Consider the following 18,582-nt stretch of genomic DNA (forward strand, 5'->3'; position numbering starts at 1 on the left):
GGGACTCGTGGAGAGCCCGTTGCCCGGAGACGGGCACGGCGGGTTCGGAAGGCGGTCCGGGAAAACGGACTGGTCGAAAGGCCAGCACCGCGTCTCGGGCCGACCTTACCGGCCGACCCGGCACCAGGAGATCGCTCTGACGGCGATGCTGGACGATCATCGGGCGTTGTACAACGCCGCGCTGGAGGAACGCCGCCAAGCAACTTCTGGAGCGCTCACTGACGTATCTGGCAAAAGATTTACCTACCGATTTCCCCGGCTATATCGGCGTTTCTAGGCAGCTTGTTGCAAAATAACCGCCATTTCGGCAAAAGCACGTCAAAAGGGGCGGCAGCCTGGGAGCCATGCGTATTCGGAAAGCCCGCCTGACCGCGGTGGCAGGCGCCCTCGCCCTCGCCACGGGGCTCGCCGCGCCCGCGTATGCCCAGGTCTCCGCCCCTGCCGTGGCCACCGTCCGGCAGGACACCCCCGCGGTGTACGCCAACGCCGCCTACTTGATGGACGCCTCCTCCGGCAAGGAGCTGTTCAGCAAGAACGCCGACGACCGCCTGCCGATCGCCAGCGTCACCAAGACGATGACCGCGTACGTCGTGCTGAAGACCGCCAAGCCCACGGACGTGGTGCGGATCAAGCAGGAGGACGTCCAGTACGCGGAGGACGGCGGCGGCACCACCGCCGACCTGCAGCCCGCCGACCGCCTCACGGTCGGCGAGCTCTTGTACGGCCTGATGCTCCCCTCGGGCGCGGACGCCGCCCACGCGCTGGCCCGCACGTACGGGCCCGGCGTCGGGGGCTTCGTCGCCAAGATGAACGCGACCGCCCGCGAGCTCGGCATGAAGGACACCGAGTACGTCAACGCCGACGGCCTGCCCACGCCGGACGGCGACGGCTACTCCACGGCCCGCGACCAGACCCTCCTGGCGGCCAAGGCGCTGCAGGTGCCGCTGATCAAGGAGGTGGCCGGCACCCGGTACCACTCGCTGGACGCCACCGACCAGCACGGCTCGTACAGCTGGCGCAACACCAACCGGCTGCTCCGGGAGCCGGGGGTGATCGGGCTGAAGACGGGGTTCACGCGGGCGGCGGGGTTCACGCTGGCGTTCGCGGGTGAGCGGGACGGCCGGACACTGGTCGGCGTGCTGCTCGGCGAGTCCGACTCCAGCCGCCGCTTCTACACGGCGGACACCCTGCTGTCGTGGGGCGCGGCCCGCGAGGCCGCGTAGCTCATCCTCCGCCCCATGGACGGTGTTGATCCTTTGGGCTAGTTTGCCCGACATGAAGCTTCGATTCGCGTTGGGTGCGCTGTCAGCGGCGGCCGTCGTACTCGCCACCGCCCTCCCCGCCCACGCCGGGACGCCCAGGCTCGGCTGGGAGCTCAAGGAGACCGGGGTGACCGCGCGCCTGCGCGGCCTGTCGCCCGTCAGCCGGGACGTGGCGTGGGCCTCGGGCTCGGGCGGCACCGTGCTGCGGACCGTGGACGGCGGGCGCAGCTGGCAGAACGTCTCACCGCCCGACACCGCCGCGCTCCAGTTCCGCGACATCGAGGCGTTCGACGCGCGCCGGGCCGTCGCGCTGTCCATCGGCGAGGGTACGGACTCGCGCGTCTACCGGACCGAGGACGGGGGGCGTACGTGGGCCGAGACGTTCAGGAACGACGAGCCGAAGGCGTTCTACGACTGCCTGGCCTTCTTCGACCGGCGGCACGGGCTCGCCATGAGCGACCCTGTGGACGGCAGGTTCCGCCTCCTGGCGACGGACGACGGCGGGCGGAGCTGGCAGGTGCTGCCCGCCGACGGGATGCCGGAAGCGCTGCCGGGTGAGGCGGGCTTCGCGGCGAGCGGGCAGTGCCTGGTCACGGCGGGCGGGCGGGACGCCTGGCTGGCCAGCGGCGGGGCGGAGCGGTCGCGAGTGTACCACTCGGGCGACCGCGGGCGTACCTGGACGGTGACCGACACGCCGATCCCCGCGGGCGACCCGGCGCGCGGCGTCTTCGGCCTGGCCTTCCGCGACCGCCACCACGGCATCGCGGTCGGCGGCGACTACCGGCCCGAGCAGGCCTCCCCCAGCGCGGGCGCGGTGACCGGAGACGGCGGCGCCACCTGGCAACCGGCCACCACGCCGCCTCCCGCGTACCGGTCGGGAGTCGCCTGGCTCCCGCACCTGCCGTTCGCGGCCGTCGCGGTGGGGCCTTCGGGCAGCGACGTCACGTGGTCGGGCGGGCGCAGCTGGGAGACCTTCGACAGCGGCTCGTTCGACACGGTGTCGTGCACCCGCGACCTGTCCTGCTGGGCCTCGGGCGAAGCCGGCCGCGTCGCACGCCTCACGCTGAAGTAGCCTCAGCGGACGCCGCGGGGCCGGAACTGGATGCTGATGCGCGGCCCCGTGGGGCGGGCCGTCTTCGGGATCGCGTGCTCCCACGTACGCTGGCAACTCCCGCCCATCACGATCAGATCCCCGTGCCCCAGATCACGCCGGATGGACGGCCCCCCGCCCCGCGGCCGGAGCAGCAGCGGGCGGGGATCGCCGACCGAGACGATCGCCACCATGGTGTCCTCGGTGCTGCCCCGCCCGATCGTGTCGCCGTGCCAGGCCACGCTGTCGCGGCCGTCGCGGTAGAAGCAGAGCCCGGCCGTGCGGAACGGCTCGCCCAGCTCCTCCTCGTAATGCTCGTTGAGCGCTCGCCTGCAGTCCTCGAGCACCGGGTCGGGCAGCGTCTCGCCCTCGTCGTAGAACTTCAGCAGCCGCGGCACGTCCACCACCCGGTCGTACATGTGCCGCCGCTCCGCCCGCCACGGCACCGTCTCGGCCAGCCGCTCGAACAGCGTGTCCGCGCCTGAGAGCCAGCCCGGCCGCAGGTCGATCCAGGCGCCGTGGTCGAGGTACGTCCTGCGGACCGTGGCACCGAGCGGCCCGACCCCGAGCTCCTCGTCGAGGCCGAGCAGAGATGCCTGGAACGGGGCTGTCATGGTGCCGAGTCTACGCCACAGTTCAAACATGCATTCGATCGCCGAACCTGGTTGGCCCGGCCCGTGCGGTACGTTGTCCGCGCAGGCCGAGTGCTCACCGAGTCGCCTCGCGCCACCCGCATCGCCGAGGTCCCGGCCTTCGGTCTCGCCGTGGTCGCGCAGGACCTGCGGCACCGACTCGATCGACGGCTGTGCAGCCTTCGTCGAGTGAGCGTCTTCGACACTCTGTGTTTACAAAGGAGACGTCAGCCGCCGCACGCGGCGAAGACGAACGTGTCCTTCAGCAGCGTGTACTTGTCCCTGACCGTGACCCCGCCCGTCTCGGTGTCGATCTGGACGATCGTTATCTTGTCGCCGGACAGCATGTGGAGGGTCACCTGGGTGTCCCCGGTCCAGTCGATCATGTGGATGTCCGCGTCCGGGAGCTTGATCTTCTTGCGGGCGGTGACCTGGTCGGTCTGCAGGTCGTACAGGACGAGCTCAGGCTTGGCACCCTGCACGACGTTCGCGACCGTGCGGCCGTCGGCGGACAGCGCCTGCGGCGCGTTCGACACGACGACCTGCGGCGGCGCGACGCGTACGACCTCATCGCCCGTGTCGGTGTAGACCGCCAGGTCGGTGACGGGCTCGTCGCCGTCGACGCTGGTGAGGAGTTCGTCCCCGTCGAAGCTGAAGCCCAGCACCGACCGGTCGGCCGGCACGGTGCCGAGCCGGGCGCCGGTGGCCGTGTCGAACACGCGCGTGCTCGCGGGCTTCTCGCCCCCGATGAGCGCCGCCAGCCGGCCGCCGTCGTCGGACAGGAGCAGGGTCATCTCGTTCTGGGCCACGCGGGGCAGCGCGTTCTTGGCGAACAGCTTGACGCCGCCGCCGAACGTCCGCACGGCCAGCCTGCCGGTCTTGGAGAAGTACGCGACCCGCTGGCCGTTCCCGCTGACCGCGATGGGCGCCGGGGAGTAGGGGAGCGTCTTGCCCTTCGCGTCGAGCGCGACCCCCTGGGCGTCAGGCAGCACGCTCTTCTTGCCGCTGTGCATGACGAGCCGCCAGCCGCCGCACGGCCGGTCCGTCTGGGTCTTGGCCGTGCACTTCTTGATGGAGGCGTACCTGATGCTGTCGTGCCCCTGATGCGCGTGCGGCTCGGCGTACGCGACGCCGGGGGCCGCGGCCAGGGCGGCGGCCACGAGGACCGCGAGGATCCTTGCTCTCATGTCGTTCACTCCCCCGCCTCGACGTGCTCGTACCTGGTCTTGCTGATCGTGTACCTGTCGGTCTGCGTGGCGTCGCCGGACTGTGGATCGACGGTGAGCACCCGTACCACCGCCGTCTTCCCGTCGTCGCCGCGCATCACGGTCGCGTGGAGCCGGCCGTCGGGGCTCCACCACGCGGCCACCGTCACCGCGTCGGGCTCGAGTGGCAGGTCGGCGCCCGCGGACAGCTCGCCGCTCGCCAGGTTGTAGGTCCGTACCCTGGGCGGCTTCTTCTTGTCGGGGTTGCCCGCGATGAACGCGGCCAGCGTCCGGCCGTCGGGGGCCAGGGCGAGGGCCTCTGCGCCGTTGACGACCTGGGGCGGCGTCCGCTTGATCGAGCCGCCGCCGAGCCGGTACGCGGTCAGCCGCGTGGTGTTGTCGCTCAGGGCGCGGCTGGTCAGCACCTCGTCGCCGTCGCCGCTGAATCCGAGCATGGAGTCTCCGAGCGGCAGCGTCGTGGTCTGGCCGGTCGCGACGGTGATCACCTTGACGGGCCGGCGCAGCGGCTCGTCCCCGTAGTCGATCATCACCTTGTCGCCCTCGGGGGACAGCATGACGCTGATTTCGCCGGCGCCCGTGGGCACCGCCGACTTCGGCAGCAGCTTGGCCGGGCCACCGGCGACCGGCTGGACGACCAGACGGTGGTCGCGGGCACGCTGGTAGGCGAGCACGCGGCCGTCGGCGCTGATCGCGAACGCGGCCGTCTCGTCCTTGGCGTCGATCTCGGTGCCGGCCGCGTCACGCACCACGACCTGCCTGCCGTCCCGCATGATCAGCTTCCACTGCCCGCAGGGATGGTCGATGTCGTCCTTCTTGTCATGGCAGGACTTGATCCAGGCGGCGCGGGCCGCCGGTGTGCCTGCCTCGGCCTGGGCGGTGCCGGGTGTGAGCCCCAGCCCGCCGATGACCGCCGACGCCAGCAGCGCCGCGATCGCTGAGGGGTGCCTCATGGTCGGGATCCTTTCGCTCACCCCGTTTAGACCCCCACCTGATGTACGCGGTTGGTCACAGATCGGCCACGTTCGACCGGAGGGCGCGAGGTGGGAGGTTCATAATGTGCGACCGTGAGGATCATCCAGCGCCTCGGCGTGGTGGCCGCTTGTCTTGGAGGGCTGACCGCGTCCTCCGTGCCGAGGGTGGTCGTATGAACCCGGCACCAAGAACTCAGGCCGGCCCGTCCTCCAGCGTTGGGACGGCTCGCGGTGGGCCAGGACCGTGCAGAGCTGGACCAGGGAGTTCCTGAGATCGGCGGGCACGGTGCACAAGCTCTCCCTGGCCCGCGTCCCCGGAACATCGGAGCTGTGGCTCACCGACGCCCATGAGCGGAGCGATCGCGACAACCCTGTTGTGTTCCGCCGCCGCTGAGGGAGGAGCCCGCCTGGCTACAGGTGCGACTTGGCCGCGGTCACCAGCTCCGGTGTGGCGTCGCGGGTGTCGATGTAGAGGGCCGACTCCGGGGTGCGCTCGCGTACGTCCTGGTCGCGGATCGCGAACACGGCCGGGGCGACCCCCACGTCGCCGTAGCGGCCCGCCACGGCCTCGCCGATCGCCTGGCGCACGTCGCAGACCACGTCGCGCGAGGTGTGACCGGGGCCGGAGGCGGCGAGGTAGCCCAGCATCCCCGCGAAGCGCAGCTCCATCTCGGCCGCCGGGCGCTGCTCCGGCAGCACGGGGCGGTCCAGCCAGAACACCTTGCCCGCGAGGAACGCGTCGTAGCCGGCGCCCTCGCGGCCGAGCACGCGCGCGGTCCCGGCGAGCAACTCCCCGAACTCGGCCAACTCCGCCTCGGGCGGCAGGTCCGTGGTGACGAACAGGGGCACGATCAGCGCGTCGAGCATTGGACTCATCCCTCCGTGAGGTGCCTCATGGTAGGACGCCCGACCGACAATCACGGCCCACGCCACTCCCGCGCCCCGCTTCGGACGCGCCACGACTGCGGGGATCCCGGGCCGGTAAGATCGCGGGAATGGCAGCCGCACTCCTGATCACCGGCACCGTGGGCGTGGGGAAGACGTCCGTGGCCGACGCCGTCGGCGACGTGCTGGCCGACGAGGGCGTCCCCAACGCGGTCATCGACCTCGACTGGCTCCGCCGCGCCTGGCCAGCGCCGCCGGGCGACCCCTTCAACAGCGAGCTGACCATGCGCAATCTCCGCGCCGTGGCGGCGAACTTCCGCCAAGCCGGAGCGGAGCGGCTGGTGCTGGCCGGGGTCATCGAGCACCGCGACGAGCGCGCACGTCACGAGGAGGTGCTCGGCGTCCCCCTAGCCGTGTGCCGGATCCATGTCCCGCTCGCGGAGACCCACCGGCGGCTGCGGGGCCGGCACGTGCACGACCCTCAGGGACTTGACTGGCACCTCAACAGAGCCGGGGAATTGGCGGACATCCTCGACGCGGCCAAGGTCGAGGACTTCACGGTGGACGGGACGAAAGCCCTGAAGCAGGTCGCGGAAGAGGCGATCAAGAGGTGGCGGGTCTAACGTTGGGTCCACTCGTCTTCCAGGGCCGAGTGCACGATCGAGTCGCGCCACCCGTGCGGCGTGTGCATGTGGTGCCGGATCCGGCCCTCCTCCACCATCCCGGCGGTCAGCATGGACAGCTGGGCAGGGAGGTTGGCCGGCGCTCTGGCGCCCCAGACGCGGTGCAGCCCGAGCTTCTTGAACCCGAACGACAGCAGTAATCGCACGAGGTCGGTGCCGATCCCGCGGCCCCACTGGTGGGGATGGAGGCCGAAGCCGATCTCCGCGCTGTGGGGATGTTCGGCCTCGATGCGCAGGCGGGCGACCCCGATCACGTCGCGGTGGGCCGCGTCGACCACGGCCAGCACGTAGAGCAGGCGCGGCTCCGCCGTGGCCGCCGCCATGGCCTGGTCGACGAGCCGCGCCACCTCGGCCATGCTGCGCGGCCCGAACGGCATGTGCTGCGTGGCCGCGGAATCGCCGTAGACGGCATGCAGGGCCGGCACGTCGGCCTCCGTGACTTCACGCAGGCCGAGCCGCTCTCCGTCGTACACCACCCGCCGCATTCGCCGACCGTACAGCGAGTCCCGCGATCTTCACAAGCCCTGGTCAAGTGGCAAGTTGACTACCGTAAGCTCGCGCGACAAGTTCGGCGACGGCGCCGTGGGAGCCGAGCGGCTCGGCGTACCCGGCGTTGATCGCCGCGGCGGCCTGTTCGACGATGCCCGCGGGGGCCTCGTGGCCGATCATGCAGGGCGCGATGGCCAGCCGCTCGGCGCCCGCCGCGCGCAGCCGCTGGGCCGCGACGCCGACGCCCGGCTCGCTGTCGAGGGAGGCCGCGACGACGGGCAGCGTGAGCCGGGAGGCCAGCAGCACCGCCGTGGCCTGCACGGCGAGCATCGCGCGGTCCCCGCCCACCGTGGCGAGGATGACGGCGTCCACGGGGCTGGAGACGTTCAGCAGGCGTACGCGGTCGGCCCTGGCCAGGCCGCGCTCGGCGAGCTTGATGTGCAGGGCCTCGGCCAGCAGCGGGTGCGGGCCGAGCGCCTCGGTGACGGCGGCGCCGGAGCCGGTGGCCGCCACGGCCTTGCCGATCTCGGCCATGACCACGGGGTCGTCCCAGGTGAGCAGGGGCACGATGACGGCGTCGCGGCCGGTGGGCAGGGAGTCCGCCAGGTCGGTCACGCTGGTCAGCCGCACCTCGATCTGCGGGTTGTCGACGCGTACGACGGCCGCGATCTCCTCAGCCACGCCGGCCGTGTCGCCTGGGGTGGCGAGCACGAGCACGGGGGCGTCCGGCGGCAGGGACGTGGGCACGGGACGACGGTGGCGACCGCCGCCCGGCCGGGGGGAACGTTCACGTACAGGCAGGCTCACAGGCGCGCAGTTTATGCCCATTCGGTGGATGTTGTTCCGTGAATAGATGGCGATTCCGTCACAACGCAGGCAGTGTGCACGAGATCACATCGTGATCCCTCAAAACGTTGACTTATCCGTACAAAACGGAAAACCTGAAGCAACTAGAAACGCGTTCTAGAACGACCTCCCGCCGAGCGGGGTTGCGGTCCCTTTGGGGAGTGGAGAGGGCGCGCACCCCCGCACCGGGGTCGCGGTCCCCTGCGGGGCGCGCCCCACCGACACAGTCCCAGGACCGTCCGCCGGAGGATGGGAATGAAGCCGTTCTATGTCCGCGAGCTCAGTGTCTACCCGGTCGGCGGCCGCCGGATCTTCCTGCTGGCGATAGCGGTGCTGGCGAGCCTGGTGGCCAACTTCGAGACCACCCTCGCCACCATCCTGCCCCTGCTCATGGACGACCTCGACATGTCGCTCACCGAGTACGGGCGGATCGCGGCGCTGTCGGTGCTGATCGGCGGGATCTCGGCCGGCTTCGGCGGCATCCTGTCCGACCGGTGGGGCCGGGTCACGATCCTGGTGCCCACCCTGACCATCACCGCCGCCTGCAACTTCCTGCTCGCCACCGTGGACACCGTGGCGGGGCTGTTCTGGATCCGCTGCCTGATGCTGTTCATCGAGGGCGCGGGCATCACGATCACCGCCTCGCTGGTGCGGGACTTCTCACCGCGGATGGGACGGGCGCAGGCGTTCGCCTTCTGGACATGGGGGCCGGTCGGGGCGTCGTTCCTGGCCTCGTTCATCGCGGGGGTCACGTTGCCGCTGTTCGGCAACGCGTGGCAGTCGCAAGCGATCATCATGGGCGCCGTGTCGCTGGCGATGTGCGCGATCATCGTCTGGCACATCGCCGAGCCGTCGGCGGCGCTGCGGGCGCAGGTGCTCCAGGCCGAGCAGGCCGTACAGGCCGAGGGGCACGCCGGGCACGGCCGGTTGCGGGAACTGTTCAGGCACCCTCACCTGTGGGCGCACGTCTTCGGCAACACCGGCTGGCAGGTGCTCTACTGGACGTTCGCCATCTTCGGCCAGACCATCCTGACCAGCTCGTTCGGCATGGACGCGGCCGCGGCCAACCGCGTCGTCGCGCTGGGCATCGTGCTCAACGCCCTGGCCGTGGTGGTCGTCGGCCGGATCTCCGACCGGATCCAGCTGCGCAAGCCGTTCACCGCCGCCGGCACGGTCCTGACGGTCGCGGCGCTGGCGTACTTCATCGCCATCGTCGGCCCGGGCGTGCCGGCGGCGCAGGTCACGGTCGTGTTCGCGCTGCTCTACCTGTTCATGGGCATCGCGTACGTGCCCTGGATGGCCGGCTTCTCCGAGGACGCCGAGGACGTCGACTCCCGCCTGCAGGGCTCCGCGTTGGGCATCTGGGGCATGGTCGTCCGCGTCATGATCATGACCATGCTGGTGGTCTCCCCGGTCGTGGTGGGGGCCGGCGGCTGGCAGACGTGGCTGACCGTGGCGCTCGCCGGCCAGGTCGTGTTCCTGGTCTCGATGGCCGCCTTCAGGGGCAGGTGGTCCAACGCGACGGCACCACGACCGACTGCGGGTTTCCCGGGGCGTACACCGTGATGCCCTGCGGCAGCGACTTGAGCTTCTCGATTCCGGGCCCTTCCGCGCGGGCGGCGTCGGCAGCCGCCGCCCGCGGCTTTCGCGGCGTTTCAGGGGAAGGTGCGTTTCAGGCGAACGGTCCCACCTGGCCGGGCAGGGAGGCCTTGGCCTGGGGCGCCTCGGCGAGGTCGAGGTCGAGGTCGCGGGTCTCAGGGGCGATGGCCAGGCCGAGGGCCGTGACCGCCAGGGCGGCGACCACGTAGATCGACACCGCGACCGTGGACGCGTACGCCTCGAACAGCTTGAGCGCGATGATCGGAGCCAGCGCCCCGCCCACGATGCCGGCCACCTGGTAGCCCATGGAGGCGCCGCTGTAACGCAGGCGCGTGCTGAACAGCTCGGCGATGAACGCCGCCTGCGGCCCGTACATCGCGGCGTGGGTGACCAGCGCCACCACGGCGGCCAGCGCGATCAGCGGGAACGATCTGCTGTCGAGCAGCGGGAAGAACGCGAACACCCACACCGCCGCGCCCACCACGCCCGCGAAGTAGACCGGCCGCCGCCCGAACCGGTCGGACAGCGCGCCGGACAGCGGGATCAGCACGAGTTGCAGCGCCGACCCGATCAGCACCGCGTTCAGCGCGTACGAGCGCGGCAGCTTCAGCACGGTGGTGAGGTAGACGATGATGTACGCGGTGAAGGTGTAGAAGGCCACGTCCACCCCGATCCGCGCGGTGAAGGCCGACAGCAGGGCCCGCGGGTGCGTACGCAGCACCTCGAGCAGCGGCATCTCCGCCTTGGCGCCCCGCTTCTCGACCTCGGCGAACAGCGGCGACTCGGTGACCTTCAGCCGCACCCACAGGCCGACGAACACCAGCAGGCCCGACAGCAGGAACGGCACCCGCCAGCCCCACGACAGGAACGCCGCGTCGGAGAGCGTGAACGACAGCACCGTGAGCAGCCCGGTGGCCAGCACGTACCCCGCGGGCACGCCGACCTGCGGCCAGCTGGCGTTGAAGCCGCGCCGCCGCCCGTCGCCGTGCTCGAGCGACATGATCACCGCGCCGCCCCACTCTCCGCCGAGCCCCAGGCCCTGCACGAACCTGAGCAGCGCCAGCAGGATCGGCGCCACCACGCCGACGCTCGCGTAGCCGGGCAGCACGCCGATGAGGAACGTGGAGACGCCCATCACCAGCAGCGTCACCACCAGCACGGTCTTGCGGCCCGCCCGGTCGCCGAAGTGGCCGAACACGATGCCGCCGAGCGGCCGGGCGACGAACGCCACGGCGTTGGTGGTCAGCGACGCCAGCGTCGCGTTGAACGGGTCGAGCGACGGGAAGAACAGCTTGGGGAAGACCAGGGTCGCGGCCGTGGTGTAGAGGAAGAAGTCGTACCACTCCAGCGACGTGCCGATCAGGCTGGCGAGGATCACCCGCCGGGTCTGTTGCGCGGAGCCTGTCATTCGATCGCTCCTCGATTTCGTCTAGGGGGTTCTCTTCAACATAAGAATCGTTGAACAATTCGACAAGAGGTTTGCTCCATGATTCCCTGTCAAATGTGGATGACGTGGTTGCCGATCTCTCCCAGGACCGCCCCCGGCTGGGTCGCAGCAGCACCGCGGAGCGGGTGGCCGACATCCTGCGCGACCGCATCAGCGAGGGTTTCTTCCGCCCCGGGCAGCGGCTGTCGGAGGAGTCGATCTCGGAGGGTCTCGGCGTGTCGCGCAACACGCTGCGCGAGGCGTTCCGGCTGCTCGGCCACGAGCGGCTGCTCGACCACAAGCTCAACAGGGGCGTGTTCGTCCGGCTCCCGTCCGCCGAGGACGTCTCCGACCTCTACCGCGTGCGCCGCGTGCTCGAAGGGGCCGCGGTGCGCATCGGCCCCGCCCCGGAGGTGCTGGCCGTGATCAAGGAGGCCGTGCTCGACGCCGAGCGGGCCGCCGCGCAGGACGACTGGCAGGGCGTCGGCACCGCCAACATCCGCTTCCACCAGGCGCTCGTCTCGCTGAACGGCAGTCCGAGGATCGACGAGGCCATGCGTCAGCTGTTGGCCGAGCTGCGGCTGGTCTTCCACGTGATGGAGAATCCGCGGGCGTTCCACGAGCCGTTCGTCGACCGCAACCGCACCCTGCTCGGCCTCATCGAGTCGGGACAGCCGGAGAAGGCCGCCGCGTACCTGGACGACTACCTCGACCACGCCGAACGGCTGCTCATCGACGCGTACGCGCCGTAACGCCGGGACGGCCGGCCGAGGTGCTCGCTCAGCGGCCCACCAGGACGTAGGGAGCCCACAGGTCGGGCTCGGCGGGGCCGTAGAGGTCGCGTAGTTCCAGCACGGCCTCGCGCAGCGCCTGTGCCGGCGCCGTGCCGGCGCGCAGCCTGGTGTGGAAGTCGCGCATTAGGGCCCTGGTGATCTCGGTGGAGACCGGCCACAGCGGGAGGAGCACCGACCTGGCGCCCGCGTGCAGGAGCGCGTGGGCCAGGCCGGCTCCGCTCGCGGCCCCGCGTTCGAGGGCGGTGAGGACGACGAGCCTGGCGTCCACGGTCATGCTCATGAGCTGCCTGGCGGTCAGGAGGCCGTCGGCGAGCCTGATGCCGGAGCCGAACGGGTCGCGGGCGTCGGACACGGCGTGGCACGACAGGTGCGCCACGTCCCAGGTGCCGGGAAGTGCGCTCGCCGTGGCGGCCGGGCCGGTGCGGGGCTGGGTGCCGAGCAGCGCGGCGACGTCCTGCGCCGCCGCTTCGAGCGCGGCCCGACTCTCGGGCTCCGCGGTGTAGCCGATCACCAGTGACCGGGTCGCGGCCGAGGGCGCCCGCTGTGCGAGGCCGGCCAGGGCGGCGACGGAGGGGCCGTACGTCACGGGGAAGCGTTCGAGGAGCGGGCGGCCGTTCGGGGCCAGGGCGTGGAGCGGGACTCGGTGGAGCTCGGCGTGCGGGACCAGGTAGAGGTGGTCCAGGCCGTCGCCGAGCGCGTCGAGCGCGTCCGCGAGGAGGAGGTCGGCGAGGCGGCGCCAGAGGGCGGCACGGTGGCGGCGCGCCTCGATGTCCAGCAGCCCCGGCCGCCGCCCGTCGATGGTGGCGGTGAAGTCGGCCAGCAGGCCGCGGCCGACGGTGGTGGGGAAGGCGCGCGGCTCGGGCCAGCCGGTGCGGTGGGCGAGCACCGTCACGCTCTCCTCGCCGACGTGAAAACCGGCCAGGGCGACCGCTCCCCCGGCCTGGCCGGGGGCGACGAGGGCGTCGAGCTGGCGCCGGGCGGGCGGGGCGCCCCGGCGCAGCGCGACGTAGTCGGGGGCGAGGTGCTCCATGCGCCGCCACAGCGCCTCGACGTCGGCCCGCGCGGCACGGGCTCGCTGGATGAGCGCCGCGGCCTCCGCCGGGTCACGGGTGTTGCGGGCGGCCGACATGAGCGTCCGCACGGTGCCGAGCCCGCGTCGCTCGGCCGCCAGCAGTTCGCCGGGCACGCCGCTGGGTGCGGGCCAGCGCTGATCGCCGGGCACGCCGCTGAGCTCGGACCAGCGCTGATCGCCGGGATCGGCGGTCACGGGCCGGTGCTCGTCGGCGCGCGGCGCCGCCCCGGTCCCGAGCTCGTCGCGCGGCTGCGAAGCGTCCAGCCGGTGCTCGTCCTGATCCGCCGGGCCGGGCGCATGCCCGAGGCCGAGCTGGGCGGCCAGCGTGCCGGACTGGGCCTGCTCCACGTGCCGCCAAGCCGTCATCCCGTGCCCCAGCCGGACGGCGAGCCCGATGACCCGGTCGGAGACGTGGCCCAGCTCGCGGGCGCGTTCCGCGTCGGCGAGCGCGCCCGGCAGGTCCCCCAGTTCCTCCGCCGCGAGCGACCGGTTGTGCAGGGCGATGCCCAGCTCCACGTCGTGGCCGAGCTCCTCGAGCAGCTCGACGGCCTCGGTCAGCCGCCAGTGGGCGCGGGCGTACGACGCGGCGGCCACGTCGAGCGCGCCGAGGCGGCTCAGGGCGAGGGCTGTCCCGGGCCAGAAGGTGATCTTCTGAGCCAGCGCCGCGGCTTCCGCCAGCCAGACCCCGGCCTGGGCGGACTCCTCGAGGCGAGCACGCATGATGAGGGCCAGGACCACGCCGCGGGTCCGGCCGCCGGCGCGTTCGAGGTCCAGGGCCCTGCCGGCGAAGGCACTCGCCTGCTCCGCCGCGCCCCGCAGCGTGCAGACCAGGCTGAGGTCGGCGTAGGCGTCCGCGAGGTTCCCCCGGCCGCCCAGTTCCTCCCCGATCGAGATGGCCTCCCGGTACCGGGCCTCGGCCTCCGCGAGCTCACCCAGCTTCAGGTGTACGGCGGCCCGCCCGGCCAGCAAGGATGACCGCAACGGGCGCCAGATCGGCGAGGTCAGCAGCTCCAGGCCGTCGTCGAAGGCGCGGGCGGCCTCCTCCCAGCGGGCCTGGTCGGTGCGGATGCGGCCGAGCAGGTCGAGGGCCTGCACGAGATCGGCGGGGAGCGCGGTGTCCGAGTCGCGGGCCAGGGCGACCGCCTGGGTGAGGTGCTCGGCTGCCTCGTCCAGGCGGCCCAGCCCGGCGGCCGCCGCGCCGAGGTTGCGCAGGTGGCCGATGGCGAGGTGGTCACGTAGCGCGTAGCCGCGGGCGGCGTACGCGTGGGCGGCCGCCGGATCCCCCAGCGCGCGGCAGAAGGCGGAGAGCTTGGCCAGCAGGAACGAGTGGTGTCCGGAGGCGGTGGGGCGGCCGTCCGCGCCCAGCTCGGAGACGATGGGGCGGGTGTTCAGGGCCTGCTCGGCGAGGGCACGGGCGGTCTCCAGGTCGCCGGCGGCCTCTGCCTCCTCGATGCGGAGCCAGGTCTCCAGCCGCTCCGTCTGGTCGCCGCCCACCCTGATCGCCTCGGCCAGGGACGCGTGGCCGCGGGTGACGTCCCCGAGGGTGAGCTGGATGCTTGCCAGCCGCGACAGCAGCTCCGCGTCCAGCCCCCCGCCCATGGCCGCGACGAGCTCGAAGGAGCCGCCCGACTCCCCCGAGCCGCTGTGCTCAGCGGGACCGCCGCTCCCGGCAGCGCCACCGCTCCGGGCCAAGCCGCCCCGCTCCATCGAGTCGCCGCGCCCTGCCAAGCCACCCGCCTCCATCGAGCCGCCGCGCTCGGCCGGGTCGAGGCCGGCGAGGCCGTCTTCGAGGGCCGCTCGGGCGCGGCGGAACTCGCCTCGTTCCTCCAGGGCGAAGCCGAGCTTGATCGAGGTGAGCGCCGCCAGCCCCGGCCGGCCGCTCACGCGGAAGCTGGCCACCGCCAGCTCCAGCGCCTCCACCTGCGCCCCGAGCTCACCGCTGAGGGCGGCCAGCGCCGCCCGCCGGTCGTGTACGACGGCCTCCTTGAGGGGATCCCCGGCGGCCAGCCCCAGCGCCGAGTTCAGCCGTTCCCCGGCCTCCTGCCACGAGCCGAGCCGCACGTCCAGCGCGGCCCGTCCCAGCGTGGCGGTGAGCAGGGTCTCCGGGTCGCCCTCGGCGGCGGCCAGCTCCAGCGCGCGGTCGAGATCGGCCAGCGCGTCGTCGAAGCGGTCGAGGATGGTCAGGCAGGAGGCGCGCATGGTCAGCGCGGAAGCCTCCTTGGCGGATGCACGCAGCCTGGCGAACGCCTGCCCCGCCGCCCCGAACTCCTCCAGCGCCCGCTCCGTCTCCCCCTCCGCGTACGCGAGCACGGCCATGTTGTAGCGCACCGAGGCGGCCCCGTCGTAGTGGCCGAGGACTTCGTACTCGCGTTCGGCCAGCTGAAACGCCATCCTCGCGCCGTCGGCGTCGCCCCGGTCGCGGCGGCGGCGCGCGATGCGGTACCACTCGTCGGCGGGCTCGCGCCGCTCCCCCCTGCGCCGCACGATCTCCACGAGCCGGGCCTCGCAGGCCGCGGCCTGGCCGGGGTGGCCGCGCCCGGCCAGCAGGACGGCCTGCGCGTCGAGCGTCCTGCAGGCCTCCTCCCACGCCCCGGCGGCTTCCAGCTCGATGGCGCACGCGGTGATGAGCTCCCCCGCGGACGTGAGATCGTCCTGGTCGAGGGCCGCCCTCGCGGCGGGGACGAGCACCATGGCCGCCCGCCGTGCCTCGCCGAGCTCGAGGTACAGCTCGCGAGCCCTGGCCGCGCAGGCGACGGAGCCGGCGGGGTCGCCGACGGCCAGGCAGGCCTCGGCCGCGTGTCCCTGCTGATCCGCCTCCTCCGCGGCGAGCCCGGCGCTCTCGCACAGGGCGATGGCCCGCTGGTGGTGTTCGAGGGCGCGGGCCGGGTCGCCCGCCTGGAGGAGGACCAGGCCCATGTGCCCGAGCTGGAGCGCCTCGGACCCGGCCTCGCCCAGTGAGCGGTAGACGGCCGCCGATCGCTCGAAGGACTCCAGGGCCAGGTCGAGCTCGCCCAGTTCCTGGTGGACGAGCCCCTGTTCGGACCGCGCGTACGCCATCCTGGAGCCCGCGCCGAACGCCTCCGCGGCACGCCCGAGCACGACGCAGGCCGTGCGCCGCCGCCCGAGCTCGCTCAGCCGCTGCCCCGCCTCCAGCAGGAACTCGCCGGGCGAGTCGGCCTGCCGCCCGGCGTAACGCAGCAGCTTGACCGCCACCTCACCATCCGGAAGGTCCGGAAGGTCCGAAAGGTCCGGCAGGGCGAGCGCCAGCAAGGTGGCGGACTGGGCGAGCTGCGGGTCCGGCGGCAGCGGTCCTTCGAGCACCGTGCCGAGCCGGGACAGCAGCTCGGGGTCCCCGTCCCTGGCGAGCGCGAGCACCTCACCCAGGTCACGCACGTCGCCCAGGGCGGAGAAGCGCGCCAGCAGCGCCCGGCACAGCACCCGCTGCGCGGGCGCCTGGTCGCGGGAGCTCTTCACGGCCAGCTCAAGGCCCTGGCGAGCGGCGTCCACCGCTTCGTGCAGGTCCTCCATCCGCCCCGTCCGCGCGGCCCGCCACCCCAGCACTTCCGAGACCAGCTCGTACGCCTCCGCGCGGAACGCCGGCTCTTCACCGGCCGCCAGCGCCTCCCGCAGCACCGCGACGGCCTCGTCGGCGTTGCCGACGCTGAGCTCCAGGTTGAGCGCCCGGCCGAGCATCAGCAGCACCCTGGCCCTGGCCGGATCCCGGTCGCCGTGGGCCGCGAGCGCGGCGCGGGCGGCCGCGATCGGCTCGGCGGGCTCTCCCCTGGTCACGACGGCCCGCTCGAGCAGCGCGTTCGCCAGGTTGGCGAGCAGCCTGGCGCGGTCCGGGTGCCCGCTCGGCGCGAGCGGCGTCGCCTCGCGCATGACCTCGATGGCGCTCTCCAGGTCGGCTGGTTCGCCGGTGACGCCGTACCGCTTCCACCGGCGCTCGCCCAGCAGGCCGAGCCGGACGACCGGGTCGGTCCCGAGCCCCGGCGCCGTCTCGCCGGGCGTCACATGGAGGGCCTCCAGCATCTCGGCTCCGGCCTCGAACGAGCGCTCGTCCCCCGTGACGACGAACCACTCGACCAGCCCCGCCGCGTACGGAGCCAGCACGCCGGGATGCGCCCACTGGTCGTGCCAGAAGTCCAGCGCGCACTGCCCCACCCTGATGAAGGCCAGCAGATCGCGGTCGGCGTACGACCCCGCCGACCGCGCGTGGGCCAGCTCCACCAGCGCCAGCAGCGCCCGCGACCGCTCCTGGCTGCGCGGCGCCGTCCCGGCGGCCGCCAGGTACGCCCTGACCAGCTCCTCGTCGCCGAACGCCGCCATGCCGAGCGCCGTGGCCAGCTCCCCCGCGTGGGCCGGCTCGGCCAGCGCCGCCCTGAACAGCACGTGCACCGCGTCGTCGATGTGCTCCCGCTCCCCTGTCACCCCGAACAGCCGCACCAGCCCGCCGCCGAGCAGCGCGAGCGCGCCGGGCGCCCAGGCGGGATCGGGCGAGCGGACCGACTCCTGTAACAGCAGCTCCCCGAGCCGGTCGGCCACCTCAGGCGCGGGGTCCGCCATGGCACGCCCCACCAGGGCGTGGACCAGCAACCCCACGTGCGGGTACGTGGCCGGGTCCACGTGCTGGAACACCTCTTCCACCAGCCCCGCCCACGTGTCGGCCGAGTCGCCGGAGGGGACCTGCGAGCCGCGCAGCCTCTCGGGAAGGCGCCCGGGGTCGGCCACCGCCACGGCGGCGAAGAAGGCGCCCGCGACCGCGGCGTCCTGCGTGATGCGCTGGTCAAGCCGGTAGCGGGCCAGGTGCAGCATCCCGACGAGCCGCCAGGTGACCGCGTCGGACCGGTCGCCGGCGCACGCGCGCATCGCCTGCTCGGCCTCGACCAGCGCCTCGGGATCCCAGATCAAGCCGGGATCCGCGGCCTGCTCGAACCGCTCGATGCGGGCGGCCAGCGCTCCGGCCGGTTCGGTCATGGGCACAGGTTCTCACCGGCTTGCGTACCCGTACAGAACCGTGCCTTCGACCACCACATCGCCCCGTACCGTATCGTGCGCCGGTGCGGGCGGGTAGGAATCGACCCGGGGGTTGTTAACTTCTCGTACAGACCTCGGCGCGTAACGGTGAGGTCACGCCCGCGATGGGTAGTCGGGGATCATGCTCTACGGCAAGGAACATGTACGGCGTTATCAGGAGACCGACGGCGCCGAAGGACACGAGTGGAACAACACGACTGTCCTCCTGCTCACCACCAAGGGCCGCAAGTCGGGCAGGCCCTACACGACGCCGCTCATCTATCAGAAGCACGGCGACGACCACGTGGTCGTGGCCTCCAAGGGCGGGGACCCGGATCATCCGCAGTGGTACAAGAACATCCTGGCCAACCCCGAGGTGGAGGCGCAGGTGAAGGGCGACAAGTTCAGGGCCCGCGCCCGCACGGCCGCGCCGGAGGAGAAGCCGGAGCTCTGGCGGCTGATGACCCGCACCTGGCCCGACTACGACGAGTACCAGAAGAAGACTGACAGGGAGATCCCGGTCGTGGTCCTGGAGCGCGTCAGATGACGCCGCAATGACGGGAGCCCCGCCGGCGCGCGGCGGGGCTCCCG

15 protein-coding genes are annotated in these 18,582 nt (G+C 72.5%); 7 read left to right on the plus strand and 8 right to left on the minus strand.

The features are described 5' to 3' along the window. Positions 1–344: 344 nt before the first annotated feature. Positions 345–1,223: a D-alanyl-D-alanine carboxypeptidase family protein gene (locus ABN273_RS41245; protein WP_349454833.1), complete on the plus strand. Its 879-nt coding sequence runs from the start codon at positions 345–347 to the stop codon at positions 1,221–1,223. A 52-nt stretch (positions 1,224–1,275) separates the two neighbouring features. After that, positions 1,276–2,334, plus strand: coding sequence for a WD40/YVTN/BNR-like repeat-containing protein (locus ABN273_RS41250; protein WP_349454835.1), 1,059 nt, complete (start codon positions 1,276–1,278; stop codon positions 2,332–2,334). A 2-nt stretch (positions 2,335–2,336) separates the two neighbouring features. Here ABN273_RS41250 and ABN273_RS41255 read toward each other — a convergent pair whose 3' ends face one another. The 3 genes from ABN273_RS41255 to ABN273_RS41265 all read right to left on the minus strand — a co-directional run bounded on the left by ABN273_RS41255 (position 2,337) and on the right by ABN273_RS41265 (position 5,160). Next, the gene (locus tag ABN273_RS41255; RefSeq protein WP_349454837.1) at positions 2,337–2,966 is read right to left on the minus strand and encodes an alpha-ketoglutarate-dependent dioxygenase AlkB; all 630 of its coding nucleotides are present in this window, start codon (positions 2,964–2,966) and stop codon (positions 2,337–2,339) included. 245 nt (positions 2,967–3,211) lie between these two features. Further along, a complete protein-coding gene (locus ABN273_RS41260; RefSeq protein ID WP_349454838.1) occupies positions 3,212–4,171 on the minus strand; it encodes a hypothetical protein in 960 nt (319 codons plus the stop codon). A gap of 5 nt (positions 4,172–4,176) precedes the next feature. After that, entirely contained in the window at positions 4,177–5,160 is a 984-nt protein-coding gene (locus ABN273_RS41265) for a WD40 repeat domain-containing protein (protein WP_349454839.1), read from the minus strand. A 265-nt stretch (positions 5,161–5,425) separates the two neighbouring features. Here ABN273_RS41265 and ABN273_RS41270 point away from each other — a divergent pair, with 265 nt between their 5' ends. Further along, positions 5,426–5,575 (plus strand): hypothetical protein, encoded by a 150-nt coding sequence (locus tag ABN273_RS41270; RefSeq protein ID WP_349454840.1) that lies wholly within the window; start codon positions 5,426–5,428, stop codon positions 5,573–5,575. 17 nt (positions 5,576–5,592) lie between these two features. On the opposite strand, the gene ABN273_RS41275 is transcribed toward ABN273_RS41270, so the two are convergent. Beyond that, complete coding sequence (locus ABN273_RS41275) at positions 5,593–6,048, minus strand: hypothetical protein (RefSeq protein ID WP_349454841.1); 456 nt, start codon at positions 6,046–6,048, stop codon at positions 5,593–5,595. Positions 6,049–6,176: 128 nt separating this feature from the next. Between ABN273_RS41275 and ABN273_RS41280 the strand changes: the two genes are divergently transcribed. After that, complete coding sequence (locus tag ABN273_RS41280) at positions 6,177–6,689, plus strand: adenylyl-sulfate kinase (protein WP_349454842.1); 513 nt, start codon at positions 6,177–6,179, stop codon at positions 6,687–6,689. On the opposite strand, the gene ABN273_RS41285 is transcribed toward ABN273_RS41280, so the two are convergent. Both ABN273_RS41285 and ABN273_RS41290 read right to left on the minus strand, forming a co-directional pair. Next, positions 6,686–7,234, minus strand: coding sequence for a GNAT family N-acetyltransferase (locus ABN273_RS41285; RefSeq protein WP_349454843.1), 549 nt, complete (start codon positions 7,232–7,234; stop codon positions 6,686–6,688). The two genes, ABN273_RS41280 and ABN273_RS41285, sit on opposite strands and share 4 nt — an antisense overlap. A 43-nt stretch (positions 7,235–7,277) precedes the next feature. Further along, positions 7,278–7,985, minus strand: a complete 708-nt coding sequence (locus ABN273_RS41290; protein WP_349454844.1) for a sirohydrochlorin chelatase — start codon at positions 7,983–7,985, stop codon at positions 7,278–7,280. A 354-nt stretch (positions 7,986–8,339) separates the two neighbouring features. Between ABN273_RS41290 and ABN273_RS41295 the strand changes: the two genes are divergently transcribed. Beyond that, positions 8,340–9,650 (plus strand): MFS transporter, encoded by a 1,311-nt coding sequence (locus ABN273_RS41295; protein WP_349454846.1) that lies wholly within the window; start codon positions 8,340–8,342, stop codon positions 9,648–9,650. A 106-nt stretch (positions 9,651–9,756) separates the two neighbouring features. On the opposite strand, the gene ABN273_RS41300 is transcribed toward ABN273_RS41295, so the two are convergent. Next, on the minus strand, positions 9,757–11,091 hold the full coding sequence (locus ABN273_RS41300; RefSeq protein WP_349454847.1) for an MFS transporter: 1,335 nt from the start codon (positions 11,089–11,091) through the stop codon (positions 9,757–9,759). 95 nt (positions 11,092–11,186) lie between these two features. Between ABN273_RS41300 and ABN273_RS41305 the strand changes: the two genes are divergently transcribed. Continuing rightward, complete coding sequence (locus ABN273_RS41305; RefSeq protein ID WP_349454848.1) at positions 11,187–11,861, plus strand: GntR family transcriptional regulator; 675 nt, start codon at positions 11,187–11,189, stop codon at positions 11,859–11,861. A 28-nt stretch (positions 11,862–11,889) separates the two neighbouring features. Here the strand turns inward: ABN273_RS41305 and ABN273_RS41310 are convergent, their stop codons facing one another. After that, complete coding sequence (locus ABN273_RS41310) at positions 11,890–17,952, minus strand: CHAT domain-containing protein (RefSeq protein WP_349454849.1); 6,063 nt, start codon at positions 17,950–17,952, stop codon at positions 11,890–11,892. A 181-nt stretch (positions 17,953–18,133) separates the two neighbouring features. On the opposite strand from ABN273_RS41310, the gene ABN273_RS41315 reads away from it, so the two are divergent. After that, positions 18,134–18,538, plus strand: a complete 405-nt coding sequence (locus ABN273_RS41315; protein ID WP_349454850.1) for a nitroreductase family deazaflavin-dependent oxidoreductase — start codon at positions 18,134–18,136, stop codon at positions 18,536–18,538. Positions 18,539–18,582: the final 44 nt, after the last annotated feature.

The sequence above is a fragment of the Nonomuraea sp. B19D2 genome, assembly GCF_040137845.1.
GTDB lineage: Bacteria > Actinomycetota > Actinomycetes > Streptosporangiales > Streptosporangiaceae > Nonomuraea.